The organism is Sphingobium sp. HDIP04 (genome assembly GCF_000445085.1).
Lineage (GTDB): Bacteria > Pseudomonadota > Alphaproteobacteria > Sphingomonadales > Sphingomonadaceae > Sphingobium > Sphingobium indicum.
The window spans coordinates 12,223-33,265 of record NZ_ATDO01000107.1; the positions used below are offsets into that span (position 1 = coordinate 12,223).

Consider the following 21,043-nt stretch of genomic DNA (forward strand, 5'->3'; position numbering starts at 1 on the left):
GCCCAGGCCCCCGAACGACCGGCCCGGCGCCGATGGCCGTGACGCCGTCATCCCGAAATGGCGGATCGTTGGATGCGATGCGTTAGGCATTGCGTCATATCGGCATGAACTGGATCCGAATTGACGCCTTTCAACGGGATGGAGGTGTTTCTCGATGGAATCCGATCCTCATCAACTGGACAGGACGGACCTGCGCCTGCTGCGCGAGATCGTCGAGGACGGCCGCATTTCCGACGTCGCGCTGGGCGAGAAAGTGCATCTGTCGAGCACGGCGGCCGCTCGTCGCCGCAAGATATTGGAGGAACGGGGCATGGTGCCCCGCTACGCGGCCAGTCCCGACCTTGTCCGGTTGGGATATGGCATCGTCGTCCATGTCTCGATCGAACTGGTGTCGCAGGCGGAGCAGGTTCTGAACGAATTTGAACAGGCGGTCGTCAAATGCCCGTCCATGAGCTATTGCAGCTTCGTGTCGGGCGACACGGATTTCATGATGACCGTGCATGTCCGGTCCTTCGCCGATTACGACCGTGTTTATCGCCGGGAACTGTCGACCCTGCCCCATGTGGCGAAGATCCGCAGCAGTTTCGTCATGCGGCCGGTCGCCCAGCGAACGGTTCCGCCGGTCCTGTTCGAAGGGCTGAAATAAGGCCGGTGCGAATCATCCGGCGCACCCCGCCTGTTGATGCCAGATTCCGGCGCTTCATGACCGATATGCGCCGGATTTCAGCAATATCGGCCGGTTTTCTTGTCGACTTTAACGGGAAGCCGCGATGCCAACTGTGTAACATCTGCGGTGCGGGACCATGGAAGGTCCGGCGACGATAAGATGTGGTTGGGCGCCCGGAATGCCGGGGCCGATGCAAGGTGATATTCCGGGGAAAGCCAACAGGCGTTCGTCAGCCCCTGACGATCACGTGCCGTCATGGCGCGAACCCTTGCCCATGCCTGAGGAGGATGACGAAAGGCCCGCAGGACGCGCAAACAGGGGACATCAAGATGGTGGTTGCACTTCCAGGTAGGTCATGGGCAGGTAGGTCATCGGCGGATCGTACATCGGACCGCCGTCATCGGCATCGCAGGCATTTTCTGGCGACGACGGGCGGGTTGCTCACCATGCTGTCGGCCGCGCCGGCCCTGGCTCAGGACGCCGCCGACGCGCCAGAGGCGAGCCAGATCATCGTCACCGGATCGCGCATCGTACGCGACGGCTACAGCGCGCCCACGCCCGTCACGGTGATGAGCCAGGCGGACATCGCGGCCCAGGCGCCCGCCAATATTTCCGACTTCGTCAACCAGCTTCCCTCCATCGCGGGCAGCGGCACGTCGGGCACCCAGTCGGGCGGCCTTTCCAACGCGGTGGCGGGGATCAATTCGATCGGCCTGCGCGGCCTGGGCACGGGACGCACGCTCGTCCTGCTGGATGGCCAGCGGTCGGTGGCCTCGACCGTCGGGGGCGTGGTGGACATCAACACCATTCCGCAGGATCTGGTGGAACGGGTCGAAGTCGTGACCGGCGGCGCTTCGGCGGCTTACGGATCGGACGCCGTGGGCGGCGTCGTCAACTTCGTGCTGAACAAGGATTACAAGGGGTTTCGCGTCGGGCTGGACCAGGGAATCTCCAGCCATGGCGATGGCCGCAACTACAAGATCATGGCCAGCGCCGGCCTGTCTCTGCTCGACGACAGGCTGCACATGCTGTTCAACGGCGAATTCTTCCACCAGAATGGCGTGGATACGATAGACCGCGACTGGAACGACCGCGGTTATTTCATGATCAACAACCCCGCCTATAACGGCACAAACGGCCAGCCGCAGCGGCTGGTGGGGACAGGCGTGGGGCCTTCGGGCTATACGGCGGGCGGGCTGGTCGGCGCCGGTCCGCTGCGCGGCACCTATTTCCTGGGCGCCGGGCAGACCGGGCAACTGACCTATGGATCGGTGCTCAGCCCGTGGATGGTCGGGGGCGACACCGGCGTGACGCTGGCCGGGCATATCGGCACCAATTCGCTGATTCCGCATGACGAGCGCCTGAGCTTCTTCAATCGCACCGCCTTCGACCTGACGCCGGACATCACCATCTTCGGCCAGTTTTCCTACAATCGCTCCACCAGCCGCAGCTTCTATCAGCAGACGCCCAGCACCGGCGTCACGATCCAGGCGGACAATGCCTATCTGCGGACCTATTACCCGGCGGTCGCGGCGCGGATGGCGGCGGGTTCGTCCTTCACGATGGGGACCAGCAACGCCGGCTTCCCGGTGCCGGGCAGCGACATAAAGCGCGAGGTCTATCGCTTCGTCGGCGGGGTCGAGGGCACATTCGGGCTGCTCGAACGGAACTGGAACTGGAACGCCTATTATCAGCATGGCGAGACCAAGGCGCATGAGGAACTGACGAACACCTGGAACAACGCCCGGATGGCGCTGGCCCAGGACGCCGTGTTCGGGCCGGGCGGCAGCATCGTGTGCCGTTCGACGCTGACCAACCCCACCAATGGCTGCGTGCCGATCAACCGCCTGGGAACCATGGGCCCCTCGGCGGAGGCGCTCGCCTATATCTACGGCGCGCAGCAACCCCAGCGCGACCAGACCATCAAGCAGGATGTCGCAGCCGCGACCATCAACGGCGAGCTGTTCGACCTGCCGGGCGGGGCGGCGGCCGTAGCCTTCGGCGCGGAATGGCGCAAGGAGCAGATCGGCGGCACCGTCGACCCGCAGTTCAACTCGGGCTGGCTCTACGGCAACTATCTCGTCAATCGCGGCAAATATACGGTGAAGGAAGGCTTCCTGGAAGTCGACCTGCCGGTGATCAAGGGGCTGAACCTGAACGCGGCCGGCCGCTTCACCGACTATTCGACATCCGGTTCGGTCCAGACCTGGAAAGTCGGCGGAACCTTTCAGCCGATCCCCGACATCCGCTTTCGCGGCAATGTCAGCCATGACATCCGCGCGCCCAATCTTCAGGAACTGTTCGCGGCGGGCACGGCGCGCACCAATACCGTCATCATCCCGGCAGGCGCCAATGCGCCCGCCACAGGTTCCCTTCAGTTCGTGCAGAACCAGGTCGGCAATCCGGCCCTGACGCCTGAGGTCGCGGACAGTTGGACGGTGGGAACGGTGCTGACGCCCGGCTTCCTTCCGGGCTTCACCGCCTCCTTCGACTATTATTCGATCAAGATCGACAAGGCCATCGGCAATGTCACCGCGCAGGATACGGTGGACCTGTGCTATTCGGAGGGGGTTGCCGCCTATTGCAGCAATATCGTCTTCGTCGGAAACACGCTCAGCAGCATCGTCCTGCGCCCGATAAACTTCGCGAAGCAGACCGCCAAGGGTTTCGACATCGAGGCGAGCTATCGCCTGCCATTGTCGAACATATCCGAAAATCTGCCGGGAACTTTCACGATCCATGGCATGGCGACCCACTATATCAAGAACGTGATCGACAACGGCATCAGCTTCCCGATCGACTATGCCGGGGTCAATGGCGGTTCGCTGGCGGGCACCTATTCCTCGCCGAACTGGGTCTATCGCATCAGCGCCTTCTATGATGCCGATCCCGTCACCTTCAACCTGGTGGCGCGCGGGTTCAGCGACGGCGTCTATGGCAACGACTACATCCAGTGCACGACCAACTGCCCGGCATCAACCACGCAATATCGCACCATCAACGACAATCATATCGACGGCGCAACCTATGTCGACGCGTCGCTGGGCTTCAAATTCAAGGCCCATGGCGGCAAGGGGACGTTGACCTTCATCGTCAACAACCTGTTCGACAAGGCTCCGGTCCCCGTCGGCAACGGCCCGGACGCGAACAACGTCCCCGCCTATGCCCAGACCAGCCGCAGCCTTTACGACGTGATCGGCCGCGTCTACCGCGTCTCCGTCAAAATGCAGTTCTGATGCCCCGAAAGAAGGTATTGACGTCCATGACATGCATGAAGAAAGCCGCCATCGTCCTCGCCTTGGCCTCCACCCTCATGACGCCCGTGGCCCAGGCCGCGGCGCCCAAGGCGATGAAGACCGCCGCGGCATCGGCCGTGGACGCCCAGGCCAAGCAGATCCAGGTGATGGTGGATCAGGTCTTCAGCTATGCCGAGCCGGGCTTCCAGGAGGTGAAGACCTCCGAATATCTGACCGCGATACTGGAACGGAACGGCTTTACCGTGACGCGCGGCGTGGCGGGCATACCCACGGCCTTCACCGCCACCTGGGGCAGCGGCGGTCCGCTGATCGCGCTGGGCAGCGACATCGACGACGTGCTGGGCGTGTCGCAAATTCCAGGCATTCCGAACATCAAGCCGCTGCTGGAAGGCGCGCCGGGCCATGGCGAGGGGCATAATGCGGGCATGCCCCTGGTCATTGCCGCCGCCATCGCCGTCAAGCAGGTGATGGAAAAGAACAAGATTCCCGGCCGGCTGATGCTGTGGCCCGGCGTGGCGGAGGAATTGCTGGCGACCAAGGCCTATTATGTCCGCGACGGGCTGTTCAAGGATGTCGACGCCTGCATCTTCACCCATGTCAGCAGCGATTTTTCGACCGGCTATGGCGAAATGGGCTCCAACGGCATGGTGTCGGTCGAATACAGCTTCCACGGCAAGACCGCGCATGCGGGCGGCATGCCCTGGGAGGGGCGCAGCGCGCTGGACGGGGTCGAACTGATGGACGTGGCGTGGAATTTCCGGCGGGAGCATCTGCCGCTGACGCAGCGTTCCCATTCCGTCATCACCAATGGCGGCGGCCAGCCCAATGTGGTGCCGGACACGGCGTCGGTCTGGTATTATTTCCGGGAACGGACATTCAAGTCGATCCGCGATCTCTACAATGTCGGCAATGAGATCGCCGACGCTGCCGCCAAGGCGACGGGCACGACGGTGACGCGCCAGATTCTGGGCTATGCCGCGCCGAATTTCGGCAACAAGCCGCTGGCGGAAGCCGCCTATGCCAATATCGTGGCGGTGGGCATGCCGAAATGGACCGCCGACGACCAGGCCTTCGCCAAGGCGGTACAGGAGACCAACAAGCGCAAGGTCGAACCGCTGCGGGACAAGGTGGCCGAACTTTCCACGCCCGAAAGCCGCAAGCCGTCCATGGGGGGCGGCTCCGACGACATCGGCGACATCATGTGGACGGTGCCGACCATCACCATCCGCTTCCCGTCGAACATCCCCAACATGATCGGCCACAATGTCACGTCCGCGATCGCGATGGCGACGCCGATCGCGCACAAGGGCGCCGTCGCGGGGGCCAAGGCGCTGGCGATGACGGTGCTGGACTTGATGACCACGCCCAAGCTGGTCGCGGACGCCAAGGCCTATTTCAAGGATGTGCAGCTCAAGACCGACAGCTACGACCCGGTGATCACCGCATCGGACAAGCCCGCCATCTGGCTCAATGCAAAGACGATGAAGCTGCTGCGGCCGGAAATGGAGAAATTCTATTACGATCCCGCCAAATATCCCACCTATCTCGACCAGCTTGGCATCAAATATCCGACATTGACGCCGCAATAGGAAGCAATCCACAGCCATGAACATGAAAAGGAAAAAGCCTTTGGGTCGCACCCTTGCTCTTGTCGCTGCGTTGCTGTCCACCGTTGCTTCGCCCGCCGTTGCCGTCGCGGCGTCGCCCAAGGCCCTGAAGGCCGAGGCCGTGGTCGGCGTGGAAGCGCAGGCCAGCCAGGTCCAGGTGATGGTGGATCAGGTCTTCAGCTTTGCCGAGCCCGGCTTTCAGGAGGTGCGCACCTCCGATTATCTGGCGGGGATATTGGAACGGAACGGCTTTACCGTGACGCGCGGCGTGGCGGGCATACCCACGGCCTTCACCGCCACCTGGGGCAGCGGCGGTCCGCTGATCGCGCTGGGCAGCGACATCGACGGGCTGCTGGGCGTGTCGCAGACGCCCGGTTCGCCTGCGATCAAGCCGCTGGTCGCGGGCGCCCCCGGCCATGGGGAGGGCCATAATAGCGGCATGCCGATGATGATCGCCGCCGCCATCGCGGTCAAGCAGGTGATGGAGAAGAACAAGATTCCCGGCCGGCTGATGCTGTGGCCCGGCGTGGCGGAGGAATTGCTGGCGACCAAGGCCTTCTACGTGCGATCCGGCATGTTCAAGGATGTCGACGCCTGCATCTTCGGCCATGTGAATACCGGCTTCGGCACGGCCTATGGCGACATGGGCCTGACCGCCATGGTGTCGGTGGAATATGAATTCACCGGCAAGACGGCCCATGCCGGGGCCATGCCGTGGGAGGGGCGCAGCGCGCTGGACGCCGTGGAGTTCATGGACGTGGCGTGGAATTTCCGCCGCGAGCACCTGCCGCTGGCCCAGCGTTCGCACGACGTCGTCACCAATGGCGGCGGCCAGCCCAATGTGGTGCCGGACAAGGCGTCGGTCTGGTACTATTTCCGGGAAAAGGACTTCGCCTCGGTCCGGTCGCTGTTCGAGACGGGCAATGAGATCGCCGATGCCGCCGCTCAGGCCACCGGCACGACGGTGAAGCGCCGCCTGCTGGGCTATGCCGCGCCGAATTTCGGCAACAAGCCGATGGCGGAGGCCGCCTTCGCCAACATCCAGGCGGTCGGCATGCCCCAATGGTCGGCCGCCGACCAGGCCTTCGTCCGGTCGGTGCAGACGGCCAACAAGCTGAAGGTCCAGCCCCTGGGCACGGCCGTGATGCCGCTTTCCACGCCGGAAACGCGCGGGTCCGCCAGCATTGGCGGATCGGACGACATCGGCGACGTGATGTGGGCGGTTCCGACCATCACCATCGGCTATCCGGCCAACATCCCCAATGTCATCTTCCATCATGCCACCGCCGCGATGGCCATGGCCACGCCGATCGCGCACAAGGGGACGGTGGCGGGAGCCAAGGCGGTCGCGATGACGGTGATCGACCTGATGACCCGGCCGAAGCTGCTGGCGGACGCCAAGACCTATTATCGCGACGTGCAGTTGAAGACCCAGTCCTACGATCCCGTCCTGACGGCGGAGGACCGGCCGGCCATTCACCTCAACGAGAAGGTGATGAAGGAGATGCGGCCGCAGATGGAGAAATATTATTATGATCCCGCGCGATATTCGACCTATCTGGAGCAGTTGGGAATAGCATATCCCGGTCCGGCCGCCGACAAATAAGGTCCGGCGACCTCTGGATCAGCGCCGCCATCCCGCGCGCTGGAGGATTTGGCGAGCGCGATGACGCGGTGGATCGGCTTCATTTCCGGCCTTCGCGGGAACGGCGGACGAAGAAAAAGGCCGGAGCGTGACATTCCGCTCCGGCCTTTTCGGGCTTCAGGGCTTGCGCCCCCTCGGCGCCGTCACCCGATCTGCTGGTCGGGCAGCGCATGGGTGGGCCTCGATCCCCACAGCGCATAGAAGAGGATGTAGAGTTCGCAGGCCGCGGTCAGCAGGAAGCTGGTCTGCAAGCCGAAATGGTCGGCCAGCCAGCCCTGCACCACCACCAGCGCGCCGCCGGCGATCGCCATGATCAGCAGGCCCGATCCTTCCTCGGTCAGCGGCCCCAGCCCCTTGATGCCCAGGGTGAAGATGGTCGGGAACATGATCGAGTGGAACAGGCCCACCAGGATCAGCGACCACATCGCCACCTCGCCATGGGCGAAGACGGTGATCATCATCACGAGGAAGGCGCCGATGGAGAAGGCGGCCAGCACCTTGCCCGCGTCGAACCGCTGCATGATCGCCGACCCCGCGAACCGGCCGACCATCATCCCGCCCCAGAGGAAGGTCAGGTAACGGCCCGCCTGCTCATGGGTCAGGTTGGCGATGTCGGGCTGGCTGACGAAGTTCACGAACAGGTTGGCGACGCCGATCTCCGCGATCAGGTAGATGAAGATGGCCGGGATGCCGAACACCAGGTTGCGATGCGCCCAGAGCGAATGCTTCTTCCGCTCCTCCTTGGCGAGGCGGGTGGCAGACGCGCCCATGGCGGGCAGCGGGAAGCGCGCGATCACGACGGCCAGCACCACCAGCACCATGGCGACCAGGCCATAGGGCAGGATCACCGACTGGGCGTCGGCCAGCCGCTCCGCCTGCGTCAGCACGACTTCGCCCTGGGCGGTGCCGCCCTTCGACCGGCCGAGGATCAGATAAGCCCCGAACATCGGCGCCAGCATAGTGCCGGCCGAATTCATCGCCTGCACCAGGTTAAGGCGGGACGAGGCGGTTTCCGGCCTGCCGACCACCGCGACATAGGGGTTGGCCGCGACCTGGAGCAGGGTGATGCCGCTGGCGATCACGAACAGCATGAGCAGCGTCACGCCATAGGAGGGGATGGACGCCGCCAGCATCATGCCCAGCGCGCCCGCCGCCATGACCAGCAGGCCCGTCACCAGCGACCTCTGGTAACCGATGCGCTCGATCAGCTTGGCCGAGGGGATGGAGGCGACGAAATAGGCGATGAACCATACCGATTCGATCAGCGTCGTCTGGGTGTAGCTGAGTTCGAACACGCTGCGCAGGTGCGGCAGCAGCGTGTTGTTGATGACGGTGATGAAGCCCCACATGAAGAAGAGGCTGGCCAGCAAAGTCAGGGCAGGGCCGTAGCGCGTGCCCGGATCATGGGCCGCCACGGGCGCCGCGGTTGAGGAAATCGGTCCTGCCATTCATCCTTCTCCGGAAGTGTCGAAAAGGCGCGCCGCCGGAACAGGGTTGCGCCTGATTATTTTGTATGAGTATATCTCCACCGATGACGCGTCAATGGCGTCGGGGAGGAACCGCATGCGAAAGGCCCTTATGAATAAAATGGTATTGGCAACGTTGTCATACGGCGGCGCCCTGATGATGACAAGCACGGCGGCACTGGCGGCGGAGGCCAGCCGCGCCCCCGCCGGCACGCTGGCCGACGGCACGGCGATCGAGGCGATCACATTGAAGAACGCGCAGGGCGTGTCCGCCACCATCCTGACCTATGGCGCGACGCTGCAAAATCTGGCCGGGCCGGACCGCAATGGCAGGATCGCGGACGTCCTGCTCGGCTATGACGATCTTGCCGGCTATGTCGACCGTCCCAATTATTTCGGCGTGACCGTGGGCCGCTATGCCAACCGGATCGCGGGCGGCAAGTTCACGCTGGACGGCAAGAGCTATCGATTGCCGCTCAACGACAAGGTCAATTCGCTGCATGGCGGCGGCAAGGGATTCGACAAGCAGGCGTGGAAGGTCGTGTCGCTGAAAAGCGGGCCGACCGCCACGCTGGTCCTGTCGCTCACCAGCCCGGACGGCGACGCCGGCTATCCGGGCAAGCTCGACGCGACCGTCACCTATACGCTGGACGAGGCGGGCAATCTGGGCATCGCCTTCGACGCGAAGACCAGCAAGCCGACCATCGTCAACATGACCAACCATGCGATCTTCAACCTGGCGGGCGAGGGATCGGCGGAGAGCGCGCTGGGGCATCTGCTGACCATAGCCGCCAGGGCCTTCACCCCGGTGGACGCCAATCTGATCCCGACCGGCGAACTGAAGCCGGTGGAGGGCACGCCGTTCGATTTCCGCGCGCCGCGCCGCGTGGCGGACGGCATTCGCGATGGCCGCGACGCGCAGATCGTCGCCGGGCGCGGCTATGACCATAATTTCGCGCTGGACAAGGGCGTGACCAGGACGCCCGAACTGGCCGCGCGCTTGGAAGACCCGGCGTCGGGCCGCGTGCTGGAGGTGCTGACCACGGAGCCGGGCGTGCAATTCTACACCGGCAATTTCCTGGACGGCACGCTGATCGGCAAGCAGGGTCATCTCTACCGCATGGGCGACGGCATTGCGCTGGAGCCGCAGAAATTCCCCGATTCGCCCAACCAGCCCAAATTCCTGTCGGCGCGGGTCGATCCGGGCAAGCCCTATCACCACCAGATGATCTACCGCCTGTCGGTCAAGCGCTGAAGACCGGGCATGGCCGAATGGGGCGGGCGACAGGCTGGGCGGCCCTAGGCTGTATCGACATTCAGCCCTGGCGGCCTGCAAATGGTTGAAGCGAGTCGCGTGCCTCGCTTCAATCCCCGTGCTTCCGCTGCTCACCTGCTTTGAGCAGGCTGCGCGCCGGGTCACGGAAAACCGCCATTTTCGGCTCGCCATCTTCTGAATGTGGATACAGCCTAACTCCGGCTGAACGGCAGCAGCGCTTCATAGACCGGAAGCGGCGGCTTGCCCTCTACCGGAACCCCCCGGCGCAGCAGGAAGGCGTGGCGAACGATCTCCGCCTGCTGCTCCAGCCCGTAGCGGCGGAACGGTTTTCCAGGCACGATGTCATAAGCATAGCGGCAGAAGGGATGGCGCATCAGCGGCAGATACCATCTGCCGCCCCGCTGCGCCTGCCAGACATGGGTCATCTCATGGATGAAATGTCCCTGGATGGACAGCGGGCTGTCGCAGAAATCGGCGCAGAACAGGCCGCTTTCCGGATGGAACCATAGGTCGCCGTCCGGCGCCATGGTGACTTGCCGGGGCTGGAAGGGCCACCATTTGCGGTCATGCACCCGCACCCGCCGATAATCGATGGCGGCGGCGAACACCGACCGAGCGAGGGCGGTTTCGGACTCGGTCAGCGGGCGTCCGGTCAATGCGCCTCATGCTCCGCCGATTCGGCGGCTCGAGCGGCGGCGCCGGGCTTCTGGATGACGGCGTCGACCAGCAGGCGGTCGCCATTGGCCAGCAGGAAGGTGAGCGTCATCTTGCCCCGGCCGATCGCCGTGTCGTTGACGCCCCAAAGCATCAGATGCTTGCCGCCCGGCGCGAAGGCGACCTTGGATTTTGCCGGGATGGGAACGCTGTCGAGCGGCTTCATGGTCATCTTGCCGCCCTCGCTCATGCTTTCGTGCATCTCGACCTTCAGGGCGTAATCGGTGAGCACGCCGCGCAGCGCCGTGTCCGCATCGCCGCCATGGGCGACGAAATATCCGGAGGAGGGCATGTCCTTGTTGGGGCTGAGCCGCACCCAGGCCTGATCGATATAGGTGGGCGCGGGATCGCCGCAGGCGGCGAGCGCGAGAGGGGCGGCAAGGGCGATCAGCGGGTAAAATGCGCGCATGGGCAAAGGCTTCCTCAATGTCCCGTTTCCGGTCGTTTCCATGAGGTAATCGTCACAGCTTCTTGTGCCAAGCAAAAGCACGCCTATATCCCTTGCGCAAACGCCCTTGCCTTGGCGCTTTCGTGAGGTATGGGGCCGTCAACCGCTGAATATGATTTGGGGTTCAAAGAGGACACAATGGCAAAAGTAATCGGTATCGACCTGGGCACCACCAACAGCTGCGTTGCTGTGATGGACGGCGGCAAGCCCAAGGTGATCGAAAATGCGGAAGGCGCGCGCACCACGCCCTCCATCGTCGCCTTCACCAAGGATGGCGAACGCCTGATCGGCCAGCCCGCCAAGCGGCAGGCCGTGACCAATCCGGACAATACCATTTTCGCCGTGAAGCGCCTGATCGGCCGCCGCTTCGACGATCCGATGACCAAGAAGGACATGGAGCTGGTGCCCTACAGCATCGCCAAGGGTCCGAACGGCGACGCCTGGGTGCAGGCGGGCGGCAAGGATTATTCGCCTTCGCAGATTTCCGCCTTCATCCTGCAGAAGATGAAGGAAACCGCCGAAAGCTATCTGGGCGAGACGGTCACGCAGGCGGTCATCACCGTTCCGGCCTATTTCAACGACGCCCAGCGTCAGGCGACCAAGGATGCGGGCCAGATCGCGGGCCTGGAAGTGCTGCGCATCATCAATGAGCCGACCGCGGCCGCGCTCGCTTACGGCCTCGAAAAGCAGGACGGCAAGACCATCGCCGTCTATGACCTTGGCGGCGGCACCTTCGACATCTCGATCCTGGAGATCGGCGACGGCGTGTTCGAGGTGAAGTCGACCAATGGCGACACCTTCCTGGGCGGCGAGGATTTCGACGCCAAGCTGGTGGAATTCCTGGCGGCTGGCTTCCAGAAGGATGAGGGCATCGACCTCACCAAGGACAAGCTGGCGCTCCAGCGCCTCAAGGAAGCCGCGGAAAAGGCGAAGATCGAACTGTCCTCGGCGCAGTCGACCGAAGTCAACCTGCCCTTCATCACCGCCGACCAGAACGGTCCGAAGCATCTGGTGAAGACCATCACCCGCGCCGATCTGGAACGGCTGGTGGCCGACCTCATCAAGCGGACGATGGAGCCTTGCAAGAAGGCGCTGGCCGACGCGGGCGTCTCCGCGAGCGAGATCAGCGAAGTGGTGCTGGTGGGCGGCATGACCCGCATGCCCAAGGTGCGCGAGGCCGTGAAGGAATTTTTCGGCAAGGAACCGCATACCGGCGTGAACCCGGACGAAGTCGTCGCCATGGGCGCCGCCATCCAGGCGGGCGTGTTGCAGGGCGACGTCAAGGACGTGCTGCTGCTGGACGTGACCCCGCTGTCGCTGGGCATCGAGACGCTGGGCGGCGTGTTCACCCGCATGATCGACCGCAACACCACCATTCCCGCCAAGAAGTCTCAGGTCTATTCGACCGCCGACGACAATCAGCAGGCGGTGACGATCCGCGTGTTCCAGGGCGAGCGTGAAATGGCGGCGGACAACAAGCTGCTCGGCCAGTTCGACCTGGTCGGCATCCCGCCCGCGCCGCGCGGCGTGCCGCAGATCGAAGTCACCTTCGACATCGACGCCAACGGCCTGGTCAACGTCCATGCCAAGGACAAGGGCACGGGCAAGGAGCAGCAGATCCGCATCCAGGCGTCGGGCGGCCTGTCGGACGCCGACATCGACCAGATGGTCAAGGATGCCGAGCGCTTCGCCGAAGAGGACAAGAAGAAGCGCGAGGCGGCCGAGGCGAAGAACAATGCCGAAAGCCTGATCCACACCACCGAACAGCAGCTTGGCGAGCATGGCGACAAGGTGGACGCTGGCCTCAAGTCGGAGATCGAGACCGCGATCGCCGCCACCCGGTCGGCGGTCGAGGGCGGCGATGCGGAAGCCATGAAGGCGAAGGCGCAGGAACTCGCCACGGTCGCCATGAAGCTGGGCCAGGCCATTTACGAGAAGGAGCAGGCGGCCGCCGCTGCTCCGGGCGGGGACGCGCCGAAGGCGGATGACGATGTCGTCGACGCCGAATTCTCCGAAGTGGACGACAACAAGGCGTAAGCTGATGTGCTTGCCCCGTCATGACTGCTATGGCCGTGACGGGGCAGGGACGCCGGGGGCGAGATGAGCACCGAAATCGACTATTACGAACTGCTCGAAGTCGAGCGCACGGCGGACGCGGCCGCGATCAAGAGCGCATACCGCAAGCTGGCGATGAAATATCACCCGGACAAGACCGGGGGCTGCACCGACAGCGAGGCCAAGTTCAAGGCCGTTTCCGAAGCCTATGAATGCCTGAAAGACCCGCAGAAACGTGCCGCCTATGACCGTTTCGGCCATGCGGCGTTCCAGAATGGCGGCGGTTTCGGCGGTGGCGGGCGCGGCGCGGGCGGCTTTTCCGACCTTGGCGATATTTTCGAGACCATCTTCGGCCAGGCGGCGGGCGGCTTCGGCGGCGGGCGGCAGGCCCAGCGGCGCGGGGCGGACTTGCGCTACGACATGGAAATCACGCTGGACGACGCCTATCACGGCAAGAAGACCGAGATAGAGATAGAGGTTTCGGCGCCTTGCGAAAGCTGCGACGGGTCCGGCGCGCAGCCGGGCACGGGCGTCAAGAGTTGCGGCACCTGCCATGGCCATGGCCAGGTGCGGGCGCAGCAGGGCTTTTTCGTGGTCGAACGCACCTGCCCATCCTGCCATGGCGCGGGCCAGGTGATCGAAAGCCCCTGCCGTAGCTGCCGGGGCGAAGGCCGGGTGGACAGGCCCAAGACCCTGTCCGTCAACATTCCCGCCGGTGTCGACGAAGGCACCCGCATCCGCCTGTCGGGCGAGGGCGAGGCCGGGGCGCGGGGCGCTCCCGCGGGCGACCTCTATATTTTCCTGCATGTGAAGCGGCATCCGATCTTCGAGCGGGACGGGACGACCCTGTTCGCCCGCGCCCCGGTCAGCATCACCACTGCGGCGCTGGGCGGCGTGATAGAGGTGCCGGGCCTGGACGGGCAGCGGCATGAGATCCGGATTCCCAGCGGCATCCAGTCCGGCAAGCAGATCCGCCAGCGCGGCGCGGGCATGCCGGTGCTGAACGGGCGCGGGCAAGGCGATCTGGTGATTCAGGTCGATGTCGAGACGCCGACCAAGCTGAGCGCCAAGCAGCGCGAACTGCTGGAGGCGTTCCGCGAAACGGAAACGGGCGAGGAATGCCCGCAATCGACGGGATTTTTCAGCAAGCTCAAGGAATTATGGGGGGATTGAGTTCTCCCCATTTCCTTTAAAAGCACCGTGCTCCTGCGAAGGCAGGAGCCCAGTCCCGCCCTTCGAACTGGGCTCCTGCCTTCGCAGGAGCACGAAGCGCTTGATTGAAGCAAAGCTTTCTCCCCCTCCCGCCGTGCCCAGCGAAAAAGGGAAATTCCCGCGCCATCGGCAGGAAGCTGGCCACGCTCGCCGCCAGTCCCGCGCCCATAATGTCCAGAGCGCATAGTCCAGCCCGACCAGCGCCATCGACACCGCCAGCTAAAACCTGAGCGCCGCCAGCGTGCATCCGACATAAACCAGAGCGTGGTGGAGGTCGACAGCAGAGCCATCGCCGTGAGCGCGGCCAGCCATTGCAGACTGTTGGCGACCAGCATCAGCATGCCCAGCATGCAGGACAGCAGAAGCGCGCGCCCGCGGCCCGCACCGATCATATTGTCCGATGGGCCTATGCCGCCCCGGGCGCATTGTGTCAGGAGGTCGGCGGCGGTGGAGGATGAAAACGCAAGGACGCCCGCCCGGTTGGCCGGGGCGCGGCGTCCCTGCCTCGTCCTGGGACTCAGGCCGCCAGGAACATTTCCGGATCGAGCGCCATCAGGCTGTCCGCGCCGCCCTCGATCTTCCGGCGGAGCGCGCCCGCGTCCGGCATGATGCGTTCCGCGAAGAAGCGCGCGGTCACCAGCTTGGCTTCCAGGAATTTGGCGTCGCCTTGGCCGGCCGTCAGCAGGGCGGTGGCCGCCTTCGCCATGCGCAGCCACATCAGGCCGGTCGCGACGATGCCCAATATGTGCATATAGTGAACCGCGCCGGCGCCGGCATTGTCCGGGTTCTTCATCGCATTCTGCATCAACCACATGGTCGCCGCGCCGAGCTGGCCGCTCGCCTTTTCCAGCGCTTCGGCAAAGCTGGCGAGCTTTTCGTCGCCCTTGGCCTGCGCCACTTCCTCCCCGACGATCTTGAGGAAGGCCTGGAGCGCGCGGCCGCCGTTCATGGGCAGCTTGCGTCCGACAAGGTCCATGCCCTGGACGCCGTTGGTGCCCTCGTAGATCTGGGCGATGCGGGCGTCGCGGACATATTGTTCGACGCCATTTTCCCAGATGTAGCCATGGCCGCCGAACACCTGCTGCGCCATCACGGTGACGTCGAAGCCCTTGTCCGAGCCATAGCCCTTGATCACCGGGGTCAGCAATTGCAGCAGGTCATCGGCCGCCTGCCGTTCTTCCTCCGTGGCCGCCTGATGGGCAAGATCGACCTGGAGCGCCCCCCAGAGCATCAGCGCGCGCAACCCTTCCGTCAGGGCCCTCGCCTCCATCAGCATGCGGCGGACGTCGGGATGGGCGAACAGCGTGTCGGCCTTTTCCTGCGGATCCTTGGGGCCGGTGAGCGCCCGGCCCTGGCGACGTTCATGGGCGTAGGCGGCGGCGTTCTGATAGGCGACCTCCGCCTGGGCCAGTCCCTGCAGGCCGACGCCCAGGCGGGCGGCGTTCATCATGATGAACATGGCGGCCAGGCCCTTGTTCTCCTCGCCCACCAGCCATCCGGTCGCGCCGTCATAGTTCATGACGCAGGTGGAATTGCCGTGGATGCCCATCTTGTGCTCCAGCGAACCGCAGGAGACGGCGTTGCGCTCGCCCAGCGATCCGTCCTCGTTCACCAGGAATTTGGGAACGACGAAGAGGGAGATGCCCTTGCTGCCTTCCGGCGCGTCAGGGGTCTTGGCCAGGACGAGGTGGATGATGTTTTCCGTCAGGTCATGCTCGCCGGCCGAAATGAAGATCTTTGTGCCGGTGATCGTGAAGCTGCCGTCAGGCCCTGGCACGGCCCTGGTCTTGATGAGGCCTAGATCGGTGCCGCAATGCGGTTCCGTCAGGTTCATCGTGCCCGCCCATTTGCCCGACACCATATTGGGGATGTAGGTCCGCTTCTGTTCCTCGCTGCCCTTGGCGATCAGCGCTTCGACCGCGGCATTGGTCAGGCCGTGATACATTTTGAAGCTCAGATTGGCCGAGAGCGTATATTCGCTGACGGCCGTCCCAACGATGCTTGGGAGGCCCTGGCCGCCATATTCGATCGGCGCGTTCAGCGTCGTCCAGCCGCCCTCGACATAGGTGTCATAGGCCGCCTTGAAGCCGGTAGGCGTGGTGACGCTGCCGTCCGGGTGGCGGGTGCAGCCCTCCTTGTCGCCCATGGCGTTCAGCGGGAAGAGGATTTCGGCGGCGACCTTCCCGCCTTCGGTCAGGATCGCCTCCACCAGGTCGGCGGTCGCGTTTTCGAAGCCGGGCAGATTGGTGTAGCGATCCAGCCCGAGGACATGGTCGAGCACGAAGCGGGTGTCGCGAACAGGGGCGGTGTAGCTGGGCATGATCTTCTCCGACGGATTTTGTTCTGCGGTTAGGGGGATTATTGCTGGAGGACGTCCAAGAAATGCATCAACTCCGCGATGGTGGCGTCGATGTCCTCCTTCTGGCGGTTGAGCAGGGCGATGCGCGCCTCGCACTTGGCGACGGTGACGCGGAGCTGTTCCTCATGCTCCTCGTCGGCGTCGTAGAGGTCGATCATCTCGCGAATGTCGGACAGGCTGAATCCCACCCGCTTGCCGCGCAATATCCAGGCCAGGCGGGCGCGGTCGCGACGCGAATAGATGCGCGCAAGGCCCTGCCGTTCCGGCGCGATCAGCCCTTCGTCCTCATAGAAGCGCAGGGCGCGCGCGGTGACGCCGAATTCCTCCGACAGGTCGGTGATGCTATAGGCTTGCCGGTCGCTATGATCGGGCAGTTCGACGATGCCCGCAAGAGTGGTGCGTTTGTCCATGGCAGGTGATGTAACTCTGCTTTACGTTTACGTCAAGGTGAGTATGCCAGCCGTGGCCCTTTTGTCCTAGTGACAGGACGGGCGGGCGCCGCTAGGGCTTTGCGCCATGATGGGGGCAGTCAGACGATCGGAATCCGCGAAGGGCCTTTTGGCCGCGCTGGCTCTGCTCGTGCTGGCGATGCAGCTTCTCGCGCCTTCGGGCTTCATGCCTGTGCGCACCGAACGGGGCGTTGTGGTGACGCTCTGCACGGGGCAAGGGGCGGTCAATGTCGTGGTCGACCGGACTGTCTTCGACCGGGACGGGGCGTCGGGCAAGCATCGCCCGGATGACGGCGCGCCGGGGCAGCAGCATTGTCCCTTCGCCGCATCGGTGCAGCCGCTGGTTCCGCCGCTGGCCCTCGCCGATCTGCCTCTGCCCGCCTGGCAATTGGGTTTCGGGCCGATCGCCTTCGCGCTCAAGACCGGGCTGATCGCCCGGCTGGCCGCGCCGCCGCCGCCCTCCTCGGGGCCGCCCGCCTTCTGAAAAATCCGCCATTTTCCGCGATTTTTTCAGCAAGGTCATCATTTCATGTCTGTCTTTTCCGTTTCGCGCGGCATTTCGCTGTGCGCGCTTGCCTGTTCCCTGTCCGCTCCCGCCCTGGCCGAGGAGGCCGAGCAGAGCCGGATCATCGTCACCGCCAGTCCCATGGTGGAGGATGCTGCGACGAAAATCGTCCGCGCGCCCGGCGGCGTGGACGTCGTTCCGGCGGAGGATTTCGGCGACAAGCTCGCCGTTTCCCTGCGCGATGCGCTGAGCTTTTCCCCCGGCGTCTATACGCAGCCCCGGTTTGGGCAGGAGGTGCGGATTTCCATTCGCGGGTCCGGCCTGTCGCGGGGCTATCATATGCGCGGCCTGACGCTGTTGCAGGACGGCATTCCGATCAACATGGCCGACGATAACGGCGATTTCCAGGAACTGGATGCGCAGGTCTTCCAGCATCTGGAGGTCTATCGCGGCGGCAATGCGCTGCGGCTGGGCGGGTCGACGCTGGGCGGGGCGATCAATGCGGTGACGCCGACCGGGCGGAGCGCGCCGGGTACGGAGATGCGGGTCGATGGGGGGTCGTTCGACACGCTGCGGGCGAAGGCGGCCTATGGCTATAGCGACGGGCGCGGGGATGCGTGGGCCGCGTTGACCGCCGATCGGTCCGATGGCGATCGGGACCATGGGCGGCGGCGGGCGCTGCGCTTCAACGGCAATGTCGGGCTGAAGCTGAGCGAGCGCGTGGAGACGCGCTTCTATGCCAGCGTGCAGACGATCCGGCAGAAATTGTCCGGCGCGCTGAATGAAGGCGATGCGCTGGACCATCCGGCCAAGGGCAATTTCTCGGGCGATCAGGCGCGCAACATCGATTCGATCCGCCTGCAGAACCGCACGACCGTGGCGCTGGATCGCGGCGAACTGGCGTTCGGCGTCTATTTCAACGCCAAGGCGCTGGATCATCCCATCTATCAGGTGGTCGACCAGAAGTCGGAGGATCGCGGGGTCTTCGCCAGCGTCGATCTGGCGGCCGATCTGGGCGGGATGCCGGTCGAACTGACTTTGGGCGCTCAGGCGCGGTTCGGGCATGGGCGCTTCCGCCAATTCGTCAATCTGAACGGGCGGGCGGGCGCGCCGACCTCTTATCAGAAGGCGCGGGCGCAGACGATCAACAGCTATGGCGAGGCGCGGATCGCGCCGGTCGCGGGGCTGTGGCTGATCGCGGGCGGCATCTATACCCATGGCGAGCGGCGGCTCGACAACCGCCTCGCCCCGGCGCGGAGCGGGGACGTGTCGTTCGACGCCTTCGCGCCGAAATTCGGGCTGCTGTTCGAGCCGGCGCAGGCGGTGCAATTCTACGCCAATTACAGCCGCTCGGTGGAATTGCCCGGCTTCATCGAACTGGGGCAGGCGCCCGCCGGTGGTGCGCCGGGCTTTACGCCGCTGGCCACGCAAAGGGCATGGACGGTTGAGGTGGGCACGCGCGGCACGCTGGGCATCGCGCATTGGGACGTCAGCCTCTATCGCGCCGATCTCAAGGGCGAGTTGCTGCAATATAATGTGGTGGCGGGGCTGTATCCGGCAGCGACCTTCAATGCCGGGCGGACGCGGCATCAGGGGATAGAGGCGGGGCTGGACCTGAGGCTGACCCCATGGGCGAGCCTGAGGCAGGTCTATCAATATAGCGATTTCCGCTTCCGCGACGATGCGCAGTTCGGCGACAATCGCCTGCCGGTGGTGCCGCGCCATTTCTACCGGGCGGAGCTGAAGTTGGGGACGGAGCGGCTGAGCATTTCGCCCGCCATCGAATGGCTGCCGCAGGGGGCATGGGTCGACTATGCCAACACGAAGCGGGTCGGGGATTATGCGACGCTGAACCTCGGCGCGCAGGCGGAGGTGAAGCCGGGCGTCACCCTGTTCCTGGATGCGCGCAACCTGACCGGGGAGCGGGCCGTTGGCGATATTGGCGCCCTGGTCCGCTATGTGCCGGACAATCCAGCGACGCTTGCGAATGAGGGCAGCGTGGCCTTCTACCCCATCGAACGTCGCGCCTTTTATGGCGGCGTGCGGGCGCGGTTCTGACCGTGGAAAGCGGGTCATTTTATCGGGCGATGTGGCGCTGGCATTTCTATGCCGGGCTGATCGTGTTGCCAGTGCTGGCGCTGATGGCGGTGACGGGCGCGCTCTATCTCTACAAGCCGGAGATCGAGCGGGCCGTCTATCATGACCGGATCGTGGTGCGGCCGGGCGGGGCGCTGCTGCCGCCGTCGCGGCTGGTTGCGGCGGTGGAGAAGGCCAGCGGCGGCGCGGTGAGCCAGATGCAGCGGCCCGCCGCCGCCGATGAAAGCTGGCGGCTGACGGTCGGCGGGACGGTCTGGTTCGTCGATCCCCATGACGGGCGGATATTGGGCAGGCTGGCGGACGGCGGCGTCATGCGGACGGTCAGGGATCTGCACAGCCTGGCGCTGGCCGGGCCGGTCGGCAACCGGCTGGTCGAGGTGGTGGCGGGCTGGGCGATCCTGCTGTGCGTGACCGGGCTGTATCTGCGCTGGCCGCGTGCCGGGAACCGGGTGCTGGCGCTGCGCGGGCGGCCGGGCGGGCGGCTGTTCTGGCGCGACCTGCATGGCTCGGTCGGCTTTCTGGCGGCGGGGGCGATCCTGTTCCTGGCCGTCACCGGTATGCCCTGGACTTCGGTCTGGGGCGGCGGGTTGCGCGGGCTGATCGCGGAGCGGGGGCTGGGGCGGCCTTCGGCGGCGGTTATCCCGTGGAGCGCGCCGGTGAAGGAGGTGTTGCCCTGGGCTTTGCGGGAAGGCGGCGCTGTGCCGGGTGGTTCGGGGCCGGGCGGTTCGGGGCCGGGCGGTTCGGGCGGCGTCGGAGTGGATGAGATCGTGCGGATCGCCGAAGGGCGCGGGTTGAAGGGCGGGGTCATGATCGGCTTTCCGGCCTCCGCAGGCATGCCATGGCTGGTGTCGGCGCAGGCGGTGAAGGCGCAGGATGCGCATGTCCTGACCATCGACGCGGGGTCCGGCGCGGTGGCGCAGGATGTCGACTGGCGCATGTTCGGCGGCGGGGCGAGGGCGGTCGAATGGGGCGTCGCCACCCATCAGGGGCTGGAATATGGCGAGGCGAACCGGTTGCTGATGCTGGCGGGATGCCTGTGCCTGCTGCTGCTGTGCCTGACCGCGCCGCTGTTGTGGTGGAAGCGGCGGTTGGGGGAGCCGCCTGCGGCGGGGCTGCGCGAGAAGCGGGTCGTGGCGGGATTGATGCTGGGGCTGGGGCTGGTGTTTCCATTGACGGGGGCGAGCATGGCGGCGGCTTTGGCTGGGGAATGGGTTTGGGAGCGGTTGCGAGGGTGATGGCGGCGCCTGATCTTCCCCTCCCCTTCAGGGGAGGGGATTGAGGGGTGG

Annotated in this window: 15 protein-coding genes; 10 read left to right on the top strand and 5 right to left on the bottom strand. The window is 64.9% G+C overall.

Going from position 1 to position 21,043, the window contains the following annotated elements; genetic code table 11:
• Positions 1-154 precede the first annotated feature (154 nt).
• The 4 genes from L286_RS38925 to L286_RS38940 all read left to right on the top strand — a co-directional run bounded on the left by L286_RS38925 (position 155) and on the right by L286_RS38940 (position 7,137).
• Positions 155-646, top strand: coding sequence for an Lrp/AsnC family transcriptional regulator (locus L286_RS38925; protein ID WP_007686366.1), 492 nt, complete (start codon positions 155-157; stop codon positions 644-646).
• A gap of 467 nt (positions 647-1,113) precedes the next feature.
• Positions 1,114-3,903: a TonB-dependent receptor domain-containing protein gene (locus tag L286_RS38930; protein ID WP_020819112.1), complete on the top strand. Its 2,790-nt coding sequence runs from the start codon at positions 1,114-1,116 to the stop codon at positions 3,901-3,903.
• 35 nt (positions 3,904-3,938) lie between these two features.
• Positions 3,939-5,513, top strand: coding sequence for an amidohydrolase (locus L286_RS38935; protein WP_013039434.1), 1,575 nt, complete (start codon positions 3,939-3,941; stop codon positions 5,511-5,513).
• A 16-nt stretch (positions 5,514-5,529) separates the two neighbouring features.
• The gene (locus L286_RS38940; RefSeq protein WP_020819111.1) at positions 5,530-7,137 is read left to right on the top strand and encodes an amidohydrolase; all 1,608 of its coding nucleotides are present in this window, start codon (positions 5,530-5,532) and stop codon (positions 7,135-7,137) included.
• Between the two features lie 182 nt (positions 7,138-7,319).
• Here L286_RS38940 and L286_RS38945 read toward each other — a convergent pair whose 3' ends face one another.
• Complete coding sequence (locus tag L286_RS38945) at positions 7,320-8,624, bottom strand: sugar MFS transporter (protein ID WP_007686371.1); 1,305 nt, start codon at positions 8,622-8,624, stop codon at positions 7,320-7,322.
• A 130-nt stretch (positions 8,625-8,754) separates the two neighbouring features.
• Between L286_RS38945 and L286_RS38950 the strand changes: the two genes are divergently transcribed.
• The gene (locus tag L286_RS38950; RefSeq protein ID WP_443214877.1) at positions 8,755-9,897 is read left to right on the top strand and encodes an aldose epimerase family protein; all 1,143 of its coding nucleotides are present in this window, start codon (positions 8,755-8,757) and stop codon (positions 9,895-9,897) included.
• Between the two features lie 212 nt (positions 9,898-10,109).
• Here the strand turns inward: L286_RS38950 and L286_RS38955 are convergent, their stop codons facing one another.
• On the bottom strand, positions 10,110-10,574 hold the full coding sequence (locus L286_RS38955; RefSeq protein WP_020819108.1) for a hypothetical protein: 465 nt from the start codon (positions 10,572-10,574) through the stop codon (positions 10,110-10,112).
• Positions 10,571-11,041 (bottom strand): copper chaperone PCu(A)C, encoded by a 471-nt coding sequence (locus L286_RS38960; protein ID WP_013039439.1) that lies wholly within the window; start codon positions 11,039-11,041, stop codon positions 10,571-10,573. The genes L286_RS38955 and L286_RS38960 overlap by 4 nt, the downstream gene beginning before the upstream one ends.
• Positions 11,042-11,218: 177 nt before the next feature.
• On the opposite strand from L286_RS38960, the gene dnaK reads away from it, so the two are divergent.
• A complete protein-coding gene (gene dnaK / locus L286_RS38965; RefSeq protein ID WP_013039440.1) occupies positions 11,219-13,117 on the top strand; it encodes a molecular chaperone DnaK in 1,899 nt (632 codons plus the stop codon).
• A gap of 63 nt (positions 13,118-13,180) precedes the next feature.
• A complete protein-coding gene (gene dnaJ, locus L286_RS38970) occupies positions 13,181-14,308 on the top strand; it encodes a molecular chaperone DnaJ (RefSeq protein WP_020819107.1) in 1,128 nt (375 codons plus the stop codon).
• A gap of 556 nt (positions 14,309-14,864) precedes the next feature.
• On the opposite strand, the gene L286_RS38975 is transcribed toward dnaJ, so the two are convergent.
• Positions 14,865-16,667, bottom strand: a complete 1,803-nt coding sequence (locus L286_RS38975) for an acyl-CoA dehydrogenase C-terminal domain-containing protein (RefSeq protein WP_020819106.1) — start codon at positions 16,665-16,667, stop codon at positions 14,865-14,867.
• A 38-nt stretch (positions 16,668-16,705) separates the two neighbouring features.
• Positions 16,706-17,116 (bottom strand): MerR family transcriptional regulator, encoded by a 411-nt coding sequence (locus L286_RS38980; RefSeq protein ID WP_007681965.1) that lies wholly within the window; start codon positions 17,114-17,116, stop codon positions 16,706-16,708.
• A gap of 106 nt (positions 17,117-17,222) precedes the next feature.
• On the opposite strand from L286_RS38980, the gene L286_RS38985 reads away from it, so the two are divergent.
• Genes L286_RS38985 through L286_RS38995 form a run of 3 tightly spaced genes read left to right on the top strand, consistent with a single transcriptional unit; the run spans position 17,223 to position 20,992 of the window.
• Positions 17,223-17,639 (top strand): DUF2946 family protein, encoded by a 417-nt coding sequence (locus L286_RS38985; protein WP_020819105.1) that lies wholly within the window; start codon positions 17,223-17,225, stop codon positions 17,637-17,639.
• A gap of 45 nt (positions 17,640-17,684) precedes the next feature.
• Positions 17,685-19,718, top strand: a complete 2,034-nt coding sequence (locus tag L286_RS38990) for a TonB-dependent receptor family protein (RefSeq protein WP_020819104.1) — start codon at positions 17,685-17,687, stop codon at positions 19,716-19,718.
• 2 nt (positions 19,719-19,720) lie between these two features.
• On the top strand, positions 19,721-20,992 hold the full coding sequence (locus L286_RS38995; protein ID WP_031293402.1) for a PepSY-associated TM helix domain-containing protein: 1,272 nt from the start codon (positions 19,721-19,723) through the stop codon (positions 20,990-20,992).
• The last annotated feature ends 51 nt before the right edge of the window (positions 20,993-21,043 follow it).

What these genes read in the sequence shown, in the direction of transcription:
- L286_RS38985 (WP_020819105.1), top strand. Translation starts at nt 17,223, where the DNA reads ATGATGGGGGCAGTCAGACGATCGGAATCCGCGAAGGGCCTTTTGGCC.
- L286_RS38940 (WP_020819111.1), top strand. Translation starts at nt 5,530, where the DNA reads ATGAACATGAAAAGGAAAAAGCCTTTGGGTCGCACCCTTGCTCTTGTC.
- L286_RS38945 (WP_007686371.1), bottom strand. Translation starts at nt 8,624, where the DNA reads ATGGCAGGACCGATTTCCTCAACCGCGGCGCCCGTGGCGGCCCATGAT.
- L286_RS38950 (WP_443214877.1), top strand. Translation starts at nt 8,755, where the DNA reads ATGAATAAAATGGTATTGGCAACGTTGTCATACGGCGGCGCCCTGATG.
- L286_RS38990 (WP_020819104.1), top strand. Translation starts at nt 17,685, where the DNA reads ATGTCTGTCTTTTCCGTTTCGCGCGGCATTTCGCTGTGCGCGCTTGCC.
- L286_RS38960 (WP_013039439.1), bottom strand. Translation starts at nt 11,041, where the DNA reads ATGCGCGCATTTTACCCGCTGATCGCCCTTGCCGCCCCTCTCGCGCTC.
- L286_RS38930 (WP_020819112.1), top strand. Translation starts at nt 1,114, where the DNA reads ATGCTGTCGGCCGCGCCGGCCCTGGCTCAGGACGCCGCCGACGCGCCA.
- L286_RS38980 (WP_007681965.1), bottom strand. Translation starts at nt 17,116, where the DNA reads ATGGACAAACGCACCACTCTTGCGGGCATCGTCGAACTGCCCGATCAT.
- dnaJ (WP_020819107.1), top strand. Translation starts at nt 13,181, where the DNA reads ATGAGCACCGAAATCGACTATTACGAACTGCTCGAAGTCGAGCGCACG.
- L286_RS38925 (WP_007686366.1), top strand. Translation starts at nt 155, where the DNA reads ATGGAATCCGATCCTCATCAACTGGACAGGACGGACCTGCGCCTGCTG.
- L286_RS38935 (WP_013039434.1), top strand. Translation starts at nt 3,939, where the DNA reads ATGAAGAAAGCCGCCATCGTCCTCGCCTTGGCCTCCACCCTCATGACG.
- dnaK (WP_013039440.1), top strand. Translation starts at nt 11,219, where the DNA reads ATGGCAAAAGTAATCGGTATCGACCTGGGCACCACCAACAGCTGCGTT.
- L286_RS38975 (WP_020819106.1), bottom strand. Translation starts at nt 16,667, where the DNA reads ATGCCCAGCTACACCGCCCCTGTTCGCGACACCCGCTTCGTGCTCGAC.